General features: G+C 46.9%; 13 protein-coding genes and 1 pseudogene. 6 read left to right on the top strand and 8 right to left on the bottom strand.

What is annotated here, in order from left to right; translation table 11 throughout:
• Window positions 1-47 precede the first annotated feature (47 nt).
• Window positions 48-2678, bottom strand: coding sequence for an alpha-glucan family phosphorylase (gene glgP, locus IXB50_RS09325; RefSeq protein WP_215608688.1), 2631 nt, complete (start codon window positions 2676-2678; stop codon window positions 48-50).
• A gap of 249 nt (window positions 2679-2927) precedes the next feature.
• Here glgP and IXB50_RS09320 point away from each other — a divergent pair, with 249 nt between their 5' ends.
• Complete coding sequence (locus tag IXB50_RS09320) at window positions 2928-3128, top strand: hypothetical protein (RefSeq protein WP_215608687.1); 201 nt, start codon at window positions 2928-2930, stop codon at window positions 3126-3128.
• A gap of 13 nt (window positions 3129-3141) precedes the next feature.
• Here IXB50_RS09320 and IXB50_RS09315 read toward each other — a convergent pair whose 3' ends face one another.
• Window positions 3142-4554 (bottom strand): hypothetical protein, encoded by a 1413-nt coding sequence (locus IXB50_RS09315; RefSeq protein WP_326520762.1) that lies wholly within the window; start codon window positions 4552-4554, stop codon window positions 3142-3144.
• Window positions 4555-4783: 229 nt separating this feature from the next.
• On the opposite strand from IXB50_RS09315, the gene IXB50_RS09310 reads away from it, so the two are divergent.
• Window positions 4784-6490 (top strand): phycobilisome rod-core linker polypeptide, encoded by a 1707-nt coding sequence (locus tag IXB50_RS09310; protein ID WP_215608686.1) that lies wholly within the window; start codon window positions 4784-4786, stop codon window positions 6488-6490.
• Window positions 6491-6681: 191 nt separating this feature from the next.
• Here IXB50_RS09310 and IXB50_RS09305 read toward each other — a convergent pair whose 3' ends face one another.
• Entirely contained in the window at window positions 6682-7665 is a 984-nt protein-coding gene (locus tag IXB50_RS09305) for a phycobilisome rod-core linker polypeptide (protein ID WP_246564322.1), read from the bottom strand.
• A 523-nt stretch (window positions 7666-8188) separates the two neighbouring features.
• Between IXB50_RS09305 and IXB50_RS09300 the strand changes: the two genes are divergently transcribed.
• Together IXB50_RS09300 and IXB50_RS09295 are read left to right on the top strand one after the other, a co-directional pair.
• Window positions 8189-9106: a HEAT repeat domain-containing protein gene (locus tag IXB50_RS09300; protein WP_215608685.1), complete on the top strand. Its 918-nt coding sequence runs from the start codon at window positions 8189-8191 to the stop codon at window positions 9104-9106.
• Between the two features lie 512 nt (window positions 9107-9618).
• The gene (locus IXB50_RS09295) at window positions 9619-9828 is read left to right on the top strand and encodes a hypothetical protein (RefSeq protein ID WP_215608684.1); all 210 of its coding nucleotides are present in this window, start codon (window positions 9619-9621) and stop codon (window positions 9826-9828) included.
• A gap of 270 nt (window positions 9829-10098) precedes the next feature.
• Here the strand turns inward: IXB50_RS09295 and IXB50_RS09290 are convergent, their stop codons facing one another.
• A complete protein-coding gene (locus IXB50_RS09290; RefSeq protein WP_215608683.1) occupies window positions 10099-10587 on the bottom strand; it encodes a globin family protein in 489 nt (162 codons plus the stop codon).
• A gap of 183 nt (window positions 10588-10770) precedes the next feature.
• A complete protein-coding gene (locus IXB50_RS09285; protein WP_215608682.1) occupies window positions 10771-11325 on the bottom strand; it encodes a globin family protein in 555 nt (184 codons plus the stop codon).
• A 713-nt stretch (window positions 11326-12038) separates the two neighbouring features.
• On the opposite strand from IXB50_RS09285, the gene IXB50_RS09280 reads away from it, so the two are divergent.
• A complete protein-coding gene (locus IXB50_RS09280) occupies window positions 12039-12656 on the top strand; it encodes a phycobilisome rod-core linker polypeptide (RefSeq protein ID WP_246564320.1) in 618 nt (205 codons plus the stop codon).
• Window positions 12657-12868: 212 nt separating this feature from the next.
• On the opposite strand, the gene IXB50_RS09275 is transcribed toward IXB50_RS09280, so the two are convergent.
• Entirely contained in the window at window positions 12869-14164 is a 1296-nt protein-coding gene (locus IXB50_RS09275; protein ID WP_215608680.1) for a HEAT repeat domain-containing protein, read from the bottom strand.
• Window positions 14165-14450: 286 nt separating this feature from the next.
• On the opposite strand from IXB50_RS09275, the gene IXB50_RS09270 reads away from it, so the two are divergent.
• Window positions 14451-15245 carry a phycobilisome rod-core linker polypeptide gene (locus IXB50_RS09270; protein ID WP_215608679.1) on the top strand — a complete coding sequence of 265 codons (795 nt, stop codon included), beginning with the start codon at window positions 14451-14453 and terminating at the stop codon, window positions 15243-15245.
• Between the two features lie 115 nt (window positions 15246-15360).
• Here the strand turns inward: IXB50_RS09270 and IXB50_RS09265 are convergent, their stop codons facing one another.
• Entirely contained in the window at window positions 15361-15969 is a 609-nt protein-coding gene (locus tag IXB50_RS09265; RefSeq protein WP_215608678.1) for a HEAT repeat domain-containing protein, read from the bottom strand.
• 243 nt (window positions 15970-16212) lie between these two features.
• A pseudogene (locus IXB50_RS09260) lies at window positions 16213-16356 on the bottom strand (bleomycin hydrolase); the annotation flags it as partial.

Below are 16356 nucleotides of genomic sequence, written 5' to 3'. Positions count from 1 at the left end.
TCGACTTGTGTGTACACGGCAGCTTTTAACCCTTTACCCAAATCAACCTAGGCAGTCACTTGCGCCAAGCCAGGGGCTGATTCAATATTCCCAATCACGATGCGAACATGGTCCGGATCGGCCCAGAGAATCAGACGAGGAAGATAGGAACTGCTCAAATGCTCATGCTTAGGTAGCACACGCAGAGAGAAGCCTTGTAAACCACTCTGACCATAGGCAACATTCAGGTTATATCGGCTACTGCCATCAGGGTCTTGGCCGCGATAAACCATCGCCGTTGCCCGACCGCCGCGCAGTTCACCATCAACATCAACCCCACCCTGGTAAAACTCTACCGAGACATCCGATGCCTGCAGATGACCAAGATGGACCCGTGCCGTTACCTGCAGAGGCTCATTCACCTGTAGATCCACATCGTGGGATAGGCCGATTTCCGCGATGGAAATCTGTTGCCAGTGCTGGTGCAATTCTGACTGCCATTGAGCTAGAGCCTTAGCCGGAGCATAGTCATCAGCGACTAGCTGACGGCCGCGATCCGATGCCGCAAAATAACCCAGATTTGCATAATCCTGGAGCATACGGGCCGTATTGAAAGCAGGGGTATTTAACCGGATAGCGGCCTTCATTTTAGCGACCCAGCCGCGAGGAATACCATGGCCATCCCGCTCATAGAAGAGAGGAACCACAGCAGTTTCTAGCAGCTCATAGAGGTCATTGGCCTCGACCTCATCCTGGTAGTCCTGATCGTCGTAGTCTTCACCATTACCAATGGGCCAGCCGGTGGCAACGTAGTCCGCCTCATCCCACCAGCCATCTAGGACACTGAGGTTGGGAAGACCATTCATTGCCGCTTTCATACCACTGGTACCAGACGCTTCACGGGGACGGCGAGGATTGTTGAGCCAGACATCACAGCCAGACACCATCCAGCGAGCCACGTGAATATCGTAGTTGGGAACAAATACGATGGAGCGATCTAACCCTTCATCACGAGTAAAGTGAATAATGTTGCGGATCAGTTCCTTACCAGGAATATCCTTGGGGTGAGCCTTTCCCGCAATCACAAACTGTACCCGTCGACCCAGAGAGTTTTCAACAATCTTACGCAGACGCTCTACATCTCTTAGGAACAGAGTCGCTCGCTTGTAAGTGGCAAAGCGACGGGCAAAGCCGATGGTGAGGATACTGGGATCCAATACCTCTTGGGCTCTCTCCATTTCGAGATGGGAACCGCCCCGCTCTTTAACCGCCTTGTACATCCGGTCCCTTACGGACACTACCAAATGGGAACGGCAGCTTTCATGGTTGCGCCAGATTTCCTCATCGGGAATCGCACTTACCTTGTTCCATAGGGCGTCGTCAATACCAGCGCTATCCCACTCAGCACCCAGGTAACGGTCATAGAGTTGCTGGGTGGACTTAGCCACACAACTACGGGCATGAACGCCATTGGTAATGGAGGTGATAGGCACTTCATCCACGGGTAAATCGGGCCACAGTCCACCAAACATGGTGCGGGATACAGCCCCGTGGAGCTTACTTACACCGTTAACAAATGAGGCCATCTTAATGGCCAAAACCGCCATACTAAAGGGCGCATCATTATCGGCATCGTTCTCTCTACCCAAGCCCAAGAAATGCTCATGGGATAGGCCAAAACGAGCCGCATAATGCCCGAGGTAATGGAATATCTTTTCGGGGGGAAATAGGTCAATCCCGGCAGGGACAGGAGTATGGGTGGTAAATAGCTGCGTAGCCTGGGCCAACTGCTGAGCCTCAATAAAGCTCATATTCTGGTCATCCATCAGCATGCGAATCCGCTCTAGGGCCAAGAATGCAGAATGGCCTTCATTGAGGTGATAGGCAGATGGCTTACGATCCAGGGCCTTGAGCATGCGGACACCACCAATCCCCAGCATCATTTCCTGGTGGATACGCATGTCGATGTCGCCACCGTATAAGCGATCGCAAATATCCTGATCATGGGGAGCGTTAGGCTCAATGTTGGTATCCAACAGATACAAAGGCACCCGACCCACATCTACTCGCCAGATCCGGGCATAGACCTTACGGCCTGGATAATCAACGGAAATACGCAACTCATTGCCCTGGCTATCGCGCTCCAGGGTCAACGGCATATTGTAAAAATCATTGATGGGGTAGCGCTCTTGCTGCCAACCATCCGCATTGAGATACTGAGCAAAGTAACCTTCTTGGTACAGCAAACCAACGCCAACTAGGGGCAAGCCTAAATCGCTCGCTGTCTTTAGATGGTCGCCCGCTAGTACACCCAAACCACCCGAATAAACCGGCAGACATGTGGTCAAACCAAACTCCATGGAGAAGTAGGCATAGCACTCATTAGCAGTCGGATTAGCCCGATGTGCGTCGTACCATGACTGGGCCTTTAGATACTGCTCTAAACGCCCCATGGCATGGTTCATCTGGGCAATAAATCCACCATCTTCCGCCACAGCCTGAAGACGATCCTGGCTGATGGTGCTCAGCATCAAGATGGGATTGTATCGACTGGATGCCCATAGCTCGGGATCCAACCGCTTGAATAAATCAATCGTCCCCACATCCCAATCCCAATGGATATTCTCAGCAAGCTGACGTAGCGGAGCTAACGAAGCGGGCAGTGTGGGCGTAACGTTAAAGGTACGAATTGGGCGCATAGGTTTTTGACGCGAGTGCTTCAAGTCCACGAATATTCTGGCCCTGAAAATCGCATTGAGGGTCAACCCTTAATACTCTTTTTGCTCCCGACACTTATTTTTCTATCCACAAACCAGCCAAGAGCAAGGACTATCACCAAAGCTAAAATTTTCCTGCAATTAACGACAACGAGATACACTTCATTGCATTCAGTTGCCTTTTATTGCAGTTTGTTTTTAGACGCAACATTACATTGCCCCAAAGCAACCATGGGAACTGACTCGATCAATGCCGTTATTGACATTGGCACCAATTCACTTTTATTGCTCGTTGCCCAAAAAGTTACTGGAACGTCATGCTTAAGTTCAAACCAGTCCTGGTTAATCCCACTGAGCAATCAGGCTCACACTGTTCGACTAGGCGAGAACTTAGCTGCAACCGGTTGTTTGTCCGATGGGATTTTACTTTGAAGACGGCCCAAACTCAAAGTCTTGCTCCCTTCAGTCGGCATCCTACGCCCCCTCTCTCTTGGAGCCCCCTTTGCGCCGTATCTTGCGGACTAAAAAAGACTTTTTTAACCACATTCCATTCCTGGATCATCAAGGCCTCAAATCGTTCTTCTTGATCCTGTAACCCTCCATTAGTGATGTAATAACTAAATCCATCAGCCCCCTCGACAAACTCGCCATTAAAAAAGTTATAAAACACATTGTCCTCTAATTTCTCTCGCCATACCTGTAGGCCTGCCGTTTGCAAGTCTTTCGCAGCGTCGTCCTCCAAACTGCATTGCAATTGCAGTTTTGCTGCCATTCTTTCCGTTGTTAGACAAGGGGCCAATTCGGCCATCTCTATGGCATCTTTAAGCGCTTTTCTGCTGTCATTGACAATGACAACACCCTTGCCAATAAACAGCATCCCCATGTCCAAGTGAAATTTTCCCGGCTGCTCTACACAGATCACTTGCTCAATGCTTTCTAAACCAAAATCCTCACATAAAATTCGTCTGACGTCGTCGTCGTCAATTTGATACATATAGGCTGTGGATGCGATCGCATCCTTGCCAATCAGAATCACAGGGTTACCGACAGCGTCCTCCCCAGTAATCATATTCCCACCTTCTATATAGGCTCGGATATACCCCACCTGTTGCCCCCTAACCTGAGCCGCATACTCCCTCTCTAAAGACGTTTTTAAGGCATTGACCCTGGTCCCCAGGAGAATCCACAGGTGATCATCCCGTAGGACTTCTGCTAGCGTCTCTGGGCTCACTTTTCCTTGCCATCGCTCCTGTCTACCCGCTTTCATCGCTAGTTCGAGGAGATCGTCATCAAACAAACTGAGGACAGCGACTTGACCATTTTGCAAATACTCCACACTATCCTCAGCCCACTTCGATACGGGCTTTTGGGCAATTACCAAGGTATAGTCCAGGGCTTTAAAACTCTCTTTTGACAGCTCTTGTTCAAGCTCTTCTCGACAGCCCTCGTCCGTCAAAATTTCCAAACGCAACCCAAGTTCCTTGACCGTTCTAGCAAAGAACCGTAAATGCTCAATTTCAGTCTCACCAGATGGATCGGTTTGACTGTGCATATAGTTCATATGCAAAACGTTTGTACGACCACTGGGCGTTTTCTTCTGAGGCAGTGACCTCGCTGTACCAACAGCAGGAAGTTGGGTGCGAATCTGTTCCTTAATCGATTCGATTTCTTGGCCATCAGCATCACCATTTTCAAGACTTCTTAGTCTTTCATGAAGTCCAGCCAACGATGGCTGCATGAGGTTTTCTGGTTTGTGATCACCGAGTTTGTCTGAACTCCCCATTCGAACGTTCATGTCGCTATCCCAATCACACAATGCCTGGTCAGACCACACACCATACATGATCAGGACATCCACTGAAGCCAAGCAAGCCTGATTAGGTATTTCCTGATTAGGTATTTAAAGAATCAGTGTCGAGGAATCAGGCTATTGAGTTGTAACAATTCCTCAAAGTTGATAGGGCCGAAGCTTAATAAAATGGTAGCAATGCATACTGGTTTAAATAGGCTGGATTACTGCTTTTGCTACGAACAACAGCTCGCAGACCTGGTTCAACCTATACAACTATAAAAATTGGAGACGGTGAATGGTCAGCACGTTTACAAATCCTGTTGTATATTCCGCAATTCGATTAGGGATTCACCCTTTTGATAGGACGGCTCCGGTTGAACTATGGTCCCATGACTCTTTAGAAACGGTTGAGTCAGTCATTCGTGCCGTTTATAGACAGGTTTTGGGTAATGCCCATGTGATGGAAAGCGAGCGATCATCCGTGGCCGATGCTGAGTCGCAACTACGCAGTCATCGCATTAGCGTGCGTGACTTTATTCGCCAGGTTGCTAAATCTGACCTGTATCGAAATCGCTTTTTTGAGCCTTGCTCCCGCAATCGGTTTATTGAGCTGAACTTTAAGCACCTATTAGGTCGTGCCCCCAATAGCTATAGCGATATTGCCGACCATAGCAACTTATTAGAATCCAAAGGCTTTGAGGCCGAGATCGACTCGTACCTGGATAGTGATGAGTATGAGCGCGCCTTCGGGGAGAATACGGTACCTTACTATCGAGGCTATAAGTCTATAGCGGGTCAAAAGGTAGCGGGTTTCGCCAACTTACTTAAGCTGCTGCGGGGAGCATCGAGCCACGATCATAATCTGGCCCAAGAAGAACAGGCCCGGCTAACCCAGGCCATCATGGCCAATCATATTGATGAAATTATCCCGATTACGGGTCTAGCTGATACGGGACAGTTCATTCCACCAATTCCGCCGCTTTCAGAGGAAGACAGGCTGACCCCGGCCCAGGTATATCAAGGCTATGAAACATTCCGTCAAACACCTCCTGTGGAGCAACTGATCAATGCTTCTGCAGATGATATTGAAGTGGTGATTCGGGCTGTTTATCGCCAGGTGATGGGCAACGCTCATATTATGGAAAGTGAGCGGCTAACGGCACCTGAGTCACAACTTAGAAGCGGCAATTTGAGTGTTCGCGAATTTGTTCGCCAGTTGGCTAAATCAGAACTATATCGCTCACAGTTTGTAGACAATTGCTACCGCTATCGAGCCATTGAGCTAAACTTCAAACACTTGCTTGGCCGCGCCCCTCAAAATTATGAGGAAATGCAGGCCCATAGTGCCATTCTAGATGCAGCGGGCTATGAAGCAGATATTGATAGCTACATCGATAGCGATGAATATCAAAATGCATTTGGCGAGTTCGTAGTCCCTTACTATCGAGGCTATCGTACAGCGGCAGGACAAACCATGTTGGAATTTACCAACATGTTGACATTGCTCAGGAGTGCTTCTAGCAGTGATAAAGACCCAGCAACCAACAATGCACCTCGGTTAACTGAGTCGGTTATCACCGCCAAGGCTCCCCGCAGCTATGAAGCTCGTCCGGTGGAAGATATTTTGGCGGAGGTTTTCAAGCCCAAGCCAAGCATCCCATCACCAGTGACCGAAGAGAGCGTCACTACTGGCCGGACTCCTGTTCAAGAGCCGTCAGAATTAGAAATCAGGCTAAGCGAACAAGATGCGCTGATCGCCAAACTGCGAGAACAACTAGCCGAGCTCCGGCCCTTGGCAGGAATTGGTGAAGCAATTACCCGCAAGGGATTACAAGCAAGCGCTACTATCCCTACAGAAAACAGCTATACCTTTATCCAGAGTCAGACAGATGAAAATTCGGCGCTGATCGAGCGTTTACGAGGGGAATTAATGGAAGCTAGAGCACTGGCAAACATTGGTGAAGCTCGTCTTAACAAGTGGCGTCAAAGTTCATTCCGTTAATTAGAAGTCTCGGGTATACCAGGGCAGGTATAATGCCTGCCCTTCGATATCGAGCGCTATCAGTCAGGATTTCGTATTAGACAGTTTTCTGGATTCCAAATATCTAAAACCCACCTATGCATAAATGCACAGGTGGGTTTTGTCATTAAATTGAAAATTCCTAATCCATCGTTACTAACGTTACCAAGTAACTATGGAAATGGGCGATATCCTTGTCGACTCTCAAATGTGAGTAACAGATCCCTTGCCATCATTTTCAGCTCCATCGGAATACGAGGTGAAGGAATGGCAACAATATCCTGAGGATATGAATCAGGAATTGCTCTAAGAGACGGAACACTCCCAGGACTATTCTGAAGCAGATTAGGCTTTAGTTCGGGGGCAGCATCGACAAACATGGACTTATCACTACTGCATGCCGCTCCAAATAAGGCAAATGAGCGAGTAAATCCAACGGCAGTCCTACCCGTCTGGGTGGAATAACCTCGGAGATAAGGAACTTGCATAGTGCCAAAGTTTTGGAAATACTCATCACCATCAAGGTATGAATCAATGTCTGCTTCAAAGCCTTGTTCTGACAAGATTTTAAGGTGCTGAGAAATTTCTTCGTAACTTTCAGGAGCACGCCCCAATAGGTGCTTAAAATTTAGCTCAATCGTAGTTACATTAGGGCATTTATCAAAGAATAGTGCTCTATACCGATCTGACTTTGCTAATTGCCGAATAAACTCAAGCACGCTAATATCACCGCTACGCACCTGGGATTCAGCCTCTCTGGAACGCTCGCTTTCCATGATGTGTGCATTGCCAAATACCTGCTTATAGGCTGCTGCAATCACCAAGTCCATATTTTCGCTTGATGCAACATCGCCTGTGCATTCCGCAATCATATTGCCGGCAACAGCATCCAGATACTTTGCGGGCAGGGTCTTTGCCTTATCCTCTGGTGCGATCTGGACCTGCACTCGACCATCAATCACTTCAGCAGGGGTGACGACAGGAGAAGCAACGGCAGTCGCAGATCGCCTTTTTTTCTTCTGGGTAACTATCTTCTTAACAGGCGCTGGAGCAGGAGCAGGTGTTGGAGCAGGAGCAGGAGCTGCTTGCTGATCTGGTTCTTTTTTATCAAGTAATGGCAGCTTCAGCTCCAAGACACTAGACAAATTTTTAAGCATTTCCCAAGCCCTAAGAAAAACAGTTCTGATAGTTTTGCAACTCTAAGCAATCGAAAAAGCTTCGACTATGCTTAGCTTTGAAGAAAATTAGTTTACAATTCTTATCCCTTAGCTAAATGGGGCTTCGAAACCCAAACGAGACATAGGATACAGACGTAATCGTATCAGTGGGGATGCGTCCCGTCAATGAACCTAGAAATGCCATAAAACGAACCATATCAATGTCGAGGCAAGCACCTCCCTTCGGAGTCAAACCCCTTTCCTAGCAGGAGTTTGACTGAATTCAAAAGCCCCAATCCAAATCAGTCAAGCGGAACTTTGAACCCTTGAATAGGCGTTTAAACATCAGCCACCCTAAGCTTAGAAGATTAAAAATATTTACAAAACGTAAATATTTAAGTGTGTGCATCATGACATGACGGCGATATGCCTACCCTAACCCTTTACTAGGCGTATGCTCTACAGTCGTACTAAAGTAGTTAAGGAATAAAAGTGATATGCATTAGTTCCGTCTTAATACACCATGGTTGACAACGCCCTAAACGCCCAAACTCAGGCTGAACTCGCTTTGGCTCAGGCCCATGTGGATAATATTATTCGCAAGGTGACTGAACAGATCGATACTCTGACTTTTGACCCCAACGATGGTGAATTGCTGACAGAACTGGTAGAAGGTTTTTCAGACAAACGTGGCATGGTGCGTCTAAGGATTGCAGAAACCTTGGGTCAGATTGGTGAACCGGCAACTCCCTACCTGACCAAAGCACTATCTAGTCACGAGAATCCGGTGGTGCGTCGGGCCTGTGCCAAGAGCCTCACCCTGATTGGCGATCCAACAGCGATTCCGGTATTGCTTAATGCCGTGCTCAACGATGAAGATACAGTGGTTAAAGGATCTTCTGTGGGAGCTTTAGCACGTACAGGAGAGGCTGCCGTTCCTGAACTGATTAAAATTCTAGAAGGAGACAGTCCAAATATTACTGAGAGTATGAAGGGGCACGCCGCTTGGGCCCTGGCGTTTATTGGTGCTGAAGCAAAAGAACTGTTATATCAGGCCTTAGAGACAGAGAATATAGCGGTAAGGGCAGCAGTGGTGGCAGCGATCGCAAAAGTCACCCAAGAAGAACCTAACGACAACAACTTTGCCATCCTCATCAATGCGCTCAACGACGATGCAGAAATCGTACGTAGTGAAGCAGCAGCAGTCTTAGGCAATCTTGCCCATAAACCCGCAGTCCCTGCCCTTTTAAAACTATTAGAACATCCAGTCTGGGAAACTCGCAAATCGGCTATTCTATCCTTAATGAAAATTGGCGACACCAGCGTTATTGAAAGACTAAAAGCCTCCAAAGAAAAAGAGTCAGAAGCTAATAGTGAGGCAATTTATTCCCTGGCCATTGGGCAACTGGAAAAACATCAGGAAACTGATGATTGGGATTAGATTAGGGGTATCCGCGTAAGCCGGGAAATTCTGATCAGGTAAGGACGTTAGTGGTTCGTGGTTGGTCGTTAGTCCCTGACTGGAGTTTAACGACTCACTAACAACTACTATCTTCCAGAAAACGCCCGCATTAAGTTAATAAGTAGGTATATCCAAATTAGGCTTCAGACACCGAGGCCCCCTTCCGTCCCACTTTCTTGAATGCCCCTTGGGCTATATCCTGGGGGAAACTAGACTCAAAGCCCCCAGGATTGGGGGTTTGGGGGCATATTCGAGGAGGTCAAACTCCCGATCCTCCATCTTATAAATGATTAGGCCAACCTACTTACCCTTAGTTAGCGCTAAACCTCTTCAGAGAGCAACTAATTACGGCGGAGTTAAACTGTTGCGCTGACATCCTCCGATCAATGGACACAACAGTTTCACAAGTGCTGTAAGCGATGGTGCCAAGGTTGGCCCAGAGTCGTTTAAAATCAAGTTATCAATCATCAGTAAAAATACTGAGACCTGCCATGAGTAACTTGCGTCAAGAACTTGAAGATCTCTTACAACAAAAACGATTGAACAAGGTTGGCTTCCATCATACTTACCAAATCAACCAGCTACTTCAGAAAGCTAAGCGAGCCCGCAAGTTACGTAATTTGATCATCACTCCATTTTTTAGATGGAAGCAAGTTTTAGCGGATTCACAGTTTGTTATTGAAACCCTGGAAGCAAATTAACCTAATACCAAATCCGAATTCATTAGACCCGATTAAAAATAGACAATCCCGTAGGGGCACTCCCTTGTGGATGCCCTTCGATATCGGACGCTATCAGCCAGGATTTCGTATAAGTTCTCTCACCAAATCACGCAATAATTTGTTCTCTCTATTATGCAAAAATGCAAAACGCCTGACTACCTTTCCTAAAAAGGATTAGTAGTCAGGCATTTTGCATAGCTTTCTAGCCATTATCCCAGAAACTTAATTTCACGGGATAACAGTAGAATCCTAGGACATGGAGTTGATTAGGTAGCTAAGCAGACCATTGTACTCAACTAGAGCTTGAGCAGAAAGGTCACGAGGAGCACAACCACGAGAACGTAGAGCACTGAGGCCAGCAACATAAGTATCAGTACCGATACTTAGAGCTTTGTACACTTCACGTGCACCAGAAACACCCCACTCATCGATGGGACCAGTGCCACCAACAACTAGGCTGTAGTTGATCAGACGTAGATAGTGAACGATGTCACGCTTGCACTTCTCTTTCTGAGTGCCAGCATCCATGTCACGGCCCTGGCCATTAGGATACTTGCTGTAGATAGCGTCAACAGCTTCTTGAGCAACTGCATCGTAGTTACCAGCTAGCTTATCAGCAGCTTCCATACGAGCAGCAGCACGCTGAAGACTACCTTGTACGGACTCAAGGTCAGAGCTGCTGGGAAAACGAGCGCCCTGATCAGCAGCAGCAACAACCGTAGTTACAACGGATTTCATAGCTAATGTTATCTCCTATTGTTTAATTTGGCGTTGCTGATCCCCTGCAAAGACAAGACTATCAATCATGAATAAATAATCGATAGGTCAGACAGGTTGATCACTCAAATCAGCAACGACTTTGAACAAACTCAATTCAGAAAATGCGTACCAAGTCTAAAGGACTGGCAAGAACGCATCCAACTAGCTGATAGCAGCGCCTACAGCATCAAAGTAGCCAGCAACTTCAGCAGTTAGAGCAGCACAGTCACCTTTAGTAGCACCCATTGTGCGGAACTTACTACCAGCTTGAGCTTCAGTGTTAGTGTCGTTAACGTGAGCAACGGCACATGCCTTCATGATTGCTACTGCGCGAGTAGTGTTACCAACGGGAACACCCAGTGCGGAGTAAGTCTCCTTGAGGCCGTTCAAGCAACGATCGTTAAGAACGGAAGCATCGCCAGTTAGTACAGCGTAAGTGATGTAGCGAAGAACGATTTCACCGTCGCGTAGGCAAGCGGCCATCTTACGGTTGGTGTAAACACCGCCGCCAGGAGCGGTTAGACCAGGACTCTCACAAACGATACCGGCAACGGCATCAGTCACAATGCAGCTAGCGTTAGAAGCAATAGCGTTAACAGCATCGAGACGCTTGTTACCTTCAGCGACAAACGACTTTAGAGCGTCGAGGTCACCACCGCCAACAAACTTACCACCTGCATCTGCAGAGGCTACAGCTCTTGAAAAAGCGTCAAGCATTAGACTCTCCTTACTTTATTAATTAAGGACTGATTAATATGTATCAATCGCACCCCGACTTCATTCATCAAGGGCGACCAACCAAGATTTAAGTTACAGGAAACAACGTACCTAGTACCCGCTTTATGAAAAACAAAGTTACAAAGCTTCATCTTTCAGCCGATCTAATCTCTACATTTTGGACACTTTTGTTACCGACATAAGGGCTCAAACCAACGTAAGTAGCTAGGAAATATTTTCCCCTCAATCCAAACGCAATCTATGAACATTTACACCACAACATAGAAAAGTCGATATCTTTAGTCCTCTTTATCCCAATAGCTCAAGGCAACCGCTAGATGCGCAGCTACATATCTTTACAAGACACACAGGTAGGTATATAGCTTACCTTTTTGCAGCAAAGCTATACATTTCAGGACATCTGGGCAGCAGCGAAGCTGTTTCGGTAGAAGCAATATGGACCATTTCTGAGAGCTGCGCAACACAGCGCAATGCATTGAGTAAATATACTTATCAAGTTTTATTCCGAATGGTCATTAGTCCTTTAGGATGGCTATCACAGCGACCAAATCAATACAGAAGCCTTTAGCTATTTACTAGAATCAATGCAAATGCAAACATTAGCCACTGATAATCAATTTATCCCTGCAGCTTCAAATGGATACTATTCTTTAGAGAATGTTGAGTCGGGTAATTCTAGAGCGCTATCTGTTATGGATAAGCGTGATTGTTTGCAGGCTGTATATCGCGCCATCTTCAAAGACAATCGCAATATCGATTTTCACCACAACGAAGCTCTGGATTCTGCCTATCTCAATAATGAGATAACAACTCAGGAGCTGGTACGGGAGTTAATTTGCTCCGATATGTTCGTTAACTTCATTTTGGCGACTAATAGTAACTATCGCTTTGTAAAGCTATGTTTTGAGCGGGTTCTAGGCCGTCCCGCGATTCAGGCAGAAGTCTTTAAGTGGAGTTCTCTACTCGCCTCTGAAGGGATTCAATCCTTTGCGAATGCTTTGACCACCAGCGATGAGTATATGGCTGCCTTCGGTTTTCATCAGGTACCCCATCGGCGTTCTAGAAAACTCTTCTCCAGTGACCAAAATATGCCTGCCCTACCTAAAGAGCTGAGCATTAAGCGCTATCAAGGGGAAGGTAATGAGAATCAGTTTAAAAATATTGGTGCGATTAACCCCCTCTGGGAAGGCAATATGCCCCCAGCTATTATTCGCAAAATTGGTGCTGTGGCGACAGTGGCGGGTGCCATCGAAGTGGGTCGTGTGGTGCTAACGCTTGCGATGCAGGCTATTACTGGTGGTCATATGTAAACCAGCTAATCACTCTAAGCAAGACATTACCCTGTGAAAAAATCAGAAGTCAGGAGTCAGAAGCCGTCAAGGTGATGACTTCTGGCTTCTTTTCTATGTATGCTAGGCCCCCAGCACGTAGGATGTGTTGCGGCGCTAGCCCAACGCACCTAATAAATAAGAAGATTGGTGCGTCACGCAAAGCGATGACACACCCTACAGCAGCTGGTACTTCAACCCTTTAAGCTTGATAGCTTGGCCTGTACCAAGGGATGCTCAGACTGCAACGAACTCTGGGTCAGACCACCTAACTGATCCAACGCGATCAGAATGGCATATTGTAATTCCCAGGTCCCGGTATTCCAGGCAGACTGCAGTTCGGCAATAGCATCAGACTTACCTAAGCGGCCAAGGGCGATCGCACCTGCTACCCGTGCCTTCTTAAACTGGGATTCTTGGTTATGCAACGCTTTAACCAAGAGATCATAGGCTGGGTCATAGTTGAGCCAACCAAACAGACGCATAACATGATAGTAGCCACCATAGTCATGGTGGGCCTTATCTTCATAGGCTGCTAGCAAGGCTGCGGGAGCCTCCTGAGGATATACCTCCAATAATGTTTTAGTCGCTAAATAACAACGGCCAAAGTCCGTCTCATAGAGTTCATTTACCGCAAACTCGATAGTTGGAGTTTGGTCATACTCATGGACTAATTCGACGGTGTCGGGATGATCGTAAATAACCTGATCTAGATAGGGTTCCACATCTTCAGCAAAGGTAATGGCCCGCTCTTGCATGCCGACCACGGCCAGGCACTGAATCGCCCGCAAACGGAACACCATGGATACAGGACATTGGGCAATCTGGGCAATAGCCGAGTAGTAGTTGGTATTGATCAGGTCCTGTAAACAGCTGCGACGGACATTGACATTGGCATCCTGCAACATTTCTACAATGCGAGGCATGGCAGCGATGTCAGTACCCAAGCGATATAGCGTTGCGATCGCAGCACTCGCCACCATCAAATCCTCCGCCTGCATCCAAGGTCGAATGCGATCAGCCGCTGCCTTATATCCCAGCTTTCCCAAGGTCTGAATAATCACCCGATAGTTTTGCCCAGGCCGCTTGAGAACATTTGTAATCTCTTCCAGAATTGTCTCATCTAATGAGACATGGTCCGGGGCATGTTCTTCACCGGCAATTTCCCCAATAGCCCACACTGCATTCTCTACGGTGTAGCAATCGTCATCTTCTAAACACACACGAATGGTAGGCAACGCCTGGGCAGCCCGTAAATGACCTAAGGTCTCTACGGACTTGCGACGCACAATACGATTGTCGAGATCGTCCCCTGGCTGATGAATTGCCTGAATCAATGCCTCCACCGCACGTTCTGATGGATACTCTACTAACCGAGATGCCGCAATATAACGATCTGTCGGATCCTCAAGCTGCTCGGTCGGCGTACTCAAAAGTGTAATAGCTTGCTCTTCAGTGAGATGAAAAATACTAAACGACGTTTTTTTCATAACGTACGACTATCCCTTCTTAAAACTGTAACTAGAACGACACAAAACATTGAATTTTTGTTAACTTCTTTCTCATATCCAAGATTCCTCCTTTCATTTTCCCTTACTGTCCAAAGTATGTACCCAGATTCTTGCCCTAAAAAACGATGTTACTGATTTAGTAGGATAAATCGCGCTGGCATCAATGCCATTTGCCATGATCTTTTAGATTAAATCCTTACGAGGATCAGTAACAACAAAAAATACATTGGAAAACCCTGTTTGAGATTGTCAGGAGAACATATTAATGGGAAATTTAACAGCTTCCGCATCCCTTGGCTTGGATGCGTTTGAAGGTGCGCCAATTGAACTACGCCCCTTTGCCAGTGAAGATGACCTACAGGAAGTGATTCGTGCCGCGTATCGCCAAGTGCTAGGAAATGTTCATATCCTTGCTAACGCTCGTCTAGAAAGTGCTGAAGCCCTTTTACGCAATGGTGATATTACCGTGCGTGGTTTCGTTAGAGCGATTGCTCAATCGGAACTCTACAGCTCTCTTTTCTTTGACGGTAACTCTCAGTATCGTTTTATCGAATTAAACTTTAAGCATATCCTGGGTCGTGCTCCCCATGATCAAGCAGAGATCAGAGCACACGTCAGCCTTTACAACGATCAAGGCTATGCTGCTGAGATTAACTCATATCTCGATGGCAACGAGTATATCGATAACTTTGGCGAAGCGACGGTTCCCTTCCCCCGTAGCATTCGCTCCCAAGCAGGCATAAAGAATGAAGGGTTTAACCGGATGTTTTCCCTACTGCGAGGTCCGGCCACTAGCGACCTCGGCAAGGGTGCTAAGCTAATTTCCTCCCTCGCAGCCAACACGGCTACTCCCATTAAGGCCCTGGCTAAAGGAAATTCAACCTATGGCAATCTTGGCAAGAGCTTTAAGATTGCGTTTGCTAGCAGTCAATCAGCTGCACGCCTTAAGCGGGTTAGTCAACAAACAGTTGTGGTGACCTTTGCTCAAATGTCCCAAGCTGTTCAAAACATCCACAAGTCGGGTGGCAAAATTTCAAGCATCACTGAGTTAGCTTCCTAAGTAAGCAAGTTCAGTAAGTTTGGGACTAAATCTGGGTGTCATTCTCATAACACAGCATTGAACGGCAAAAGCCAGCTCAATGCTGTGTTTCTCTATGAAAGGAGAACTTAGAACCTTAATTTTTAGAATACTGTTTGACTAAGTCCAAACGAGATAACGCACTTGTTGCCGATTCACGTAAATAGCTGTCAGCGTCAACATCTTGACTAAACTCAGTCAATACAGCAATGGTCTTATCGTTATCAATAGAACCTAGTGCATTGAGGATTGCAACTGATACTGCTATATTTTCGGTTGTCTTGAGAGTACTGATCAAAATATCTAAGGCAGGCTCTCCCACTTGCCCCAACGCCATCACAGCAGAAATATTAACCACTGGAGCAGGGTCTTCAAGAGCTTGTTGTAATGCCTTTAGTCCCTCCTCAGAAAACGGTTCACCAGGGTGACGTACAGCCACTTGAGTTAGGGCTTTAGTACAGCTTGCCCGCTCGGTGGGACTCTCGCTACTCTGTAGTCTATTCACAAGGCTAGGAACAGAGGCTTCCCCAATATAGCCTAAAGCTTTCACTGATGCTCGCCGGTAAACAACATCCTCCTCGCTCAAATTAGCCATCAAGCGAGCAATGGTCTGATCATCATAGGATTCAGCCAACGCCACTATAGCCCGCTCGCGCAGATTGGGATTGGGATGTTTTAATTGCTCAAAGAGAGAATCCGCTGTCATCGTTTTTAATGGAGATTTTTTTGAAGATCTTTATTAAAGCGTGATTGTGAAACCACAACAACATAATTAAAAAGCTACTTCATTTTAGAGAAGGCTTACAGCAAAAAGAACCTGGAGACTCTCAAGAATCTCCAGGTTCAAACTACTTAAATGTAGTCAAATGCTTAATGTAAGCAAGCCCTTAGGAAAGGGTCCTTTCAGCAAAGGGTCCTTTCAGCAAAGAGTCCCTTAGGAAAGGGTCCCTTAGGAAAGGGAGTTGATTACATAGTCAACTAGAGCATTGTACTCAGTCAATGCCTGAGCAGACAAATCACGAGGAGCACAACCACGGTTACGAGCAAAGCTAAGAGCAGCTACGTAAGGACCAGTAGGTAGGTTAAGAGCGCG

Source organism: Leptothoe spongobia TAU-MAC 1115, from assembly GCF_018739885.1.
Lineage (GTDB): Bacteria > Cyanobacteriota > Cyanobacteriia > Phormidesmidales > Phormidesmidaceae > Leptothoe > Leptothoe spongobia.
The sequence above is the reverse complement of the archived record's forward strand: the minus strand, read 5'-3'. Positions and strand labels throughout refer to the sequence as shown.

Bases quoted from the DNA above. Each gene is read 5' to 3' on its own strand.
- IXB50_RS09280 (WP_246564320.1), top strand. From the start codon at position 12,039: ATGGATAAGCGTGATTGTTTGCAGGCTGTATATCGCGCCATCTTCAAA.
- IXB50_RS09285 (WP_215608682.1), bottom strand. From the start codon at position 11,325: ATGCTTGACGCTTTTTCAAGAGCTGTAGCCTCTGCAGATGCAGGTGGT.
- IXB50_RS09300 (WP_215608685.1), top strand. From the start codon at position 8,189: ATGGTTGACAACGCCCTAAACGCCCAAACTCAGGCTGAACTCGCTTTG.
- glgP (WP_215608688.1), bottom strand. From the start codon at position 2,678: ATGCGCCCAATTCGTACCTTTAACGTTACGCCCACACTGCCCGCTTCG.
- IXB50_RS09295 (WP_215608684.1), top strand. From the start codon at position 9,619: ATGAGTAACTTGCGTCAAGAACTTGAAGATCTCTTACAACAAAAACGA.
- IXB50_RS09305 (WP_246564322.1), bottom strand. From the start codon at position 7,665: ATGCTTAAAAATTTGTCTAGTGTCTTGGAGCTGAAGCTGCCATTACTT.
- IXB50_RS09310 (WP_215608686.1), top strand. From the start codon at position 4,784: ATGGTCAGCACGTTTACAAATCCTGTTGTATATTCCGCAATTCGATTA.
- IXB50_RS09290 (WP_215608683.1), bottom strand. From the start codon at position 10,587: ATGAAATCCGTTGTAACTACGGTTGTTGCTGCTGCTGATCAGGGCGCT.
- IXB50_RS09320 (WP_215608687.1), top strand. From the start codon at position 2,928: ATGGGAACTGACTCGATCAATGCCGTTATTGACATTGGCACCAATTCA.
- IXB50_RS09270 (WP_215608679.1), top strand. From the start codon at position 14,451: ATGGGAAATTTAACAGCTTCCGCATCCCTTGGCTTGGATGCGTTTGAA.
- IXB50_RS09275 (WP_215608680.1), bottom strand. From the start codon at position 14,164: ATGAAAAAAACGTCGTTTAGTATTTTTCATCTCACTGAAGAGCAAGCT.
- IXB50_RS09265 (WP_215608678.1), bottom strand. From the start codon at position 15,969: ATGACAGCGGATTCTCTCTTTGAGCAATTAAAACATCCCAATCCCAAT.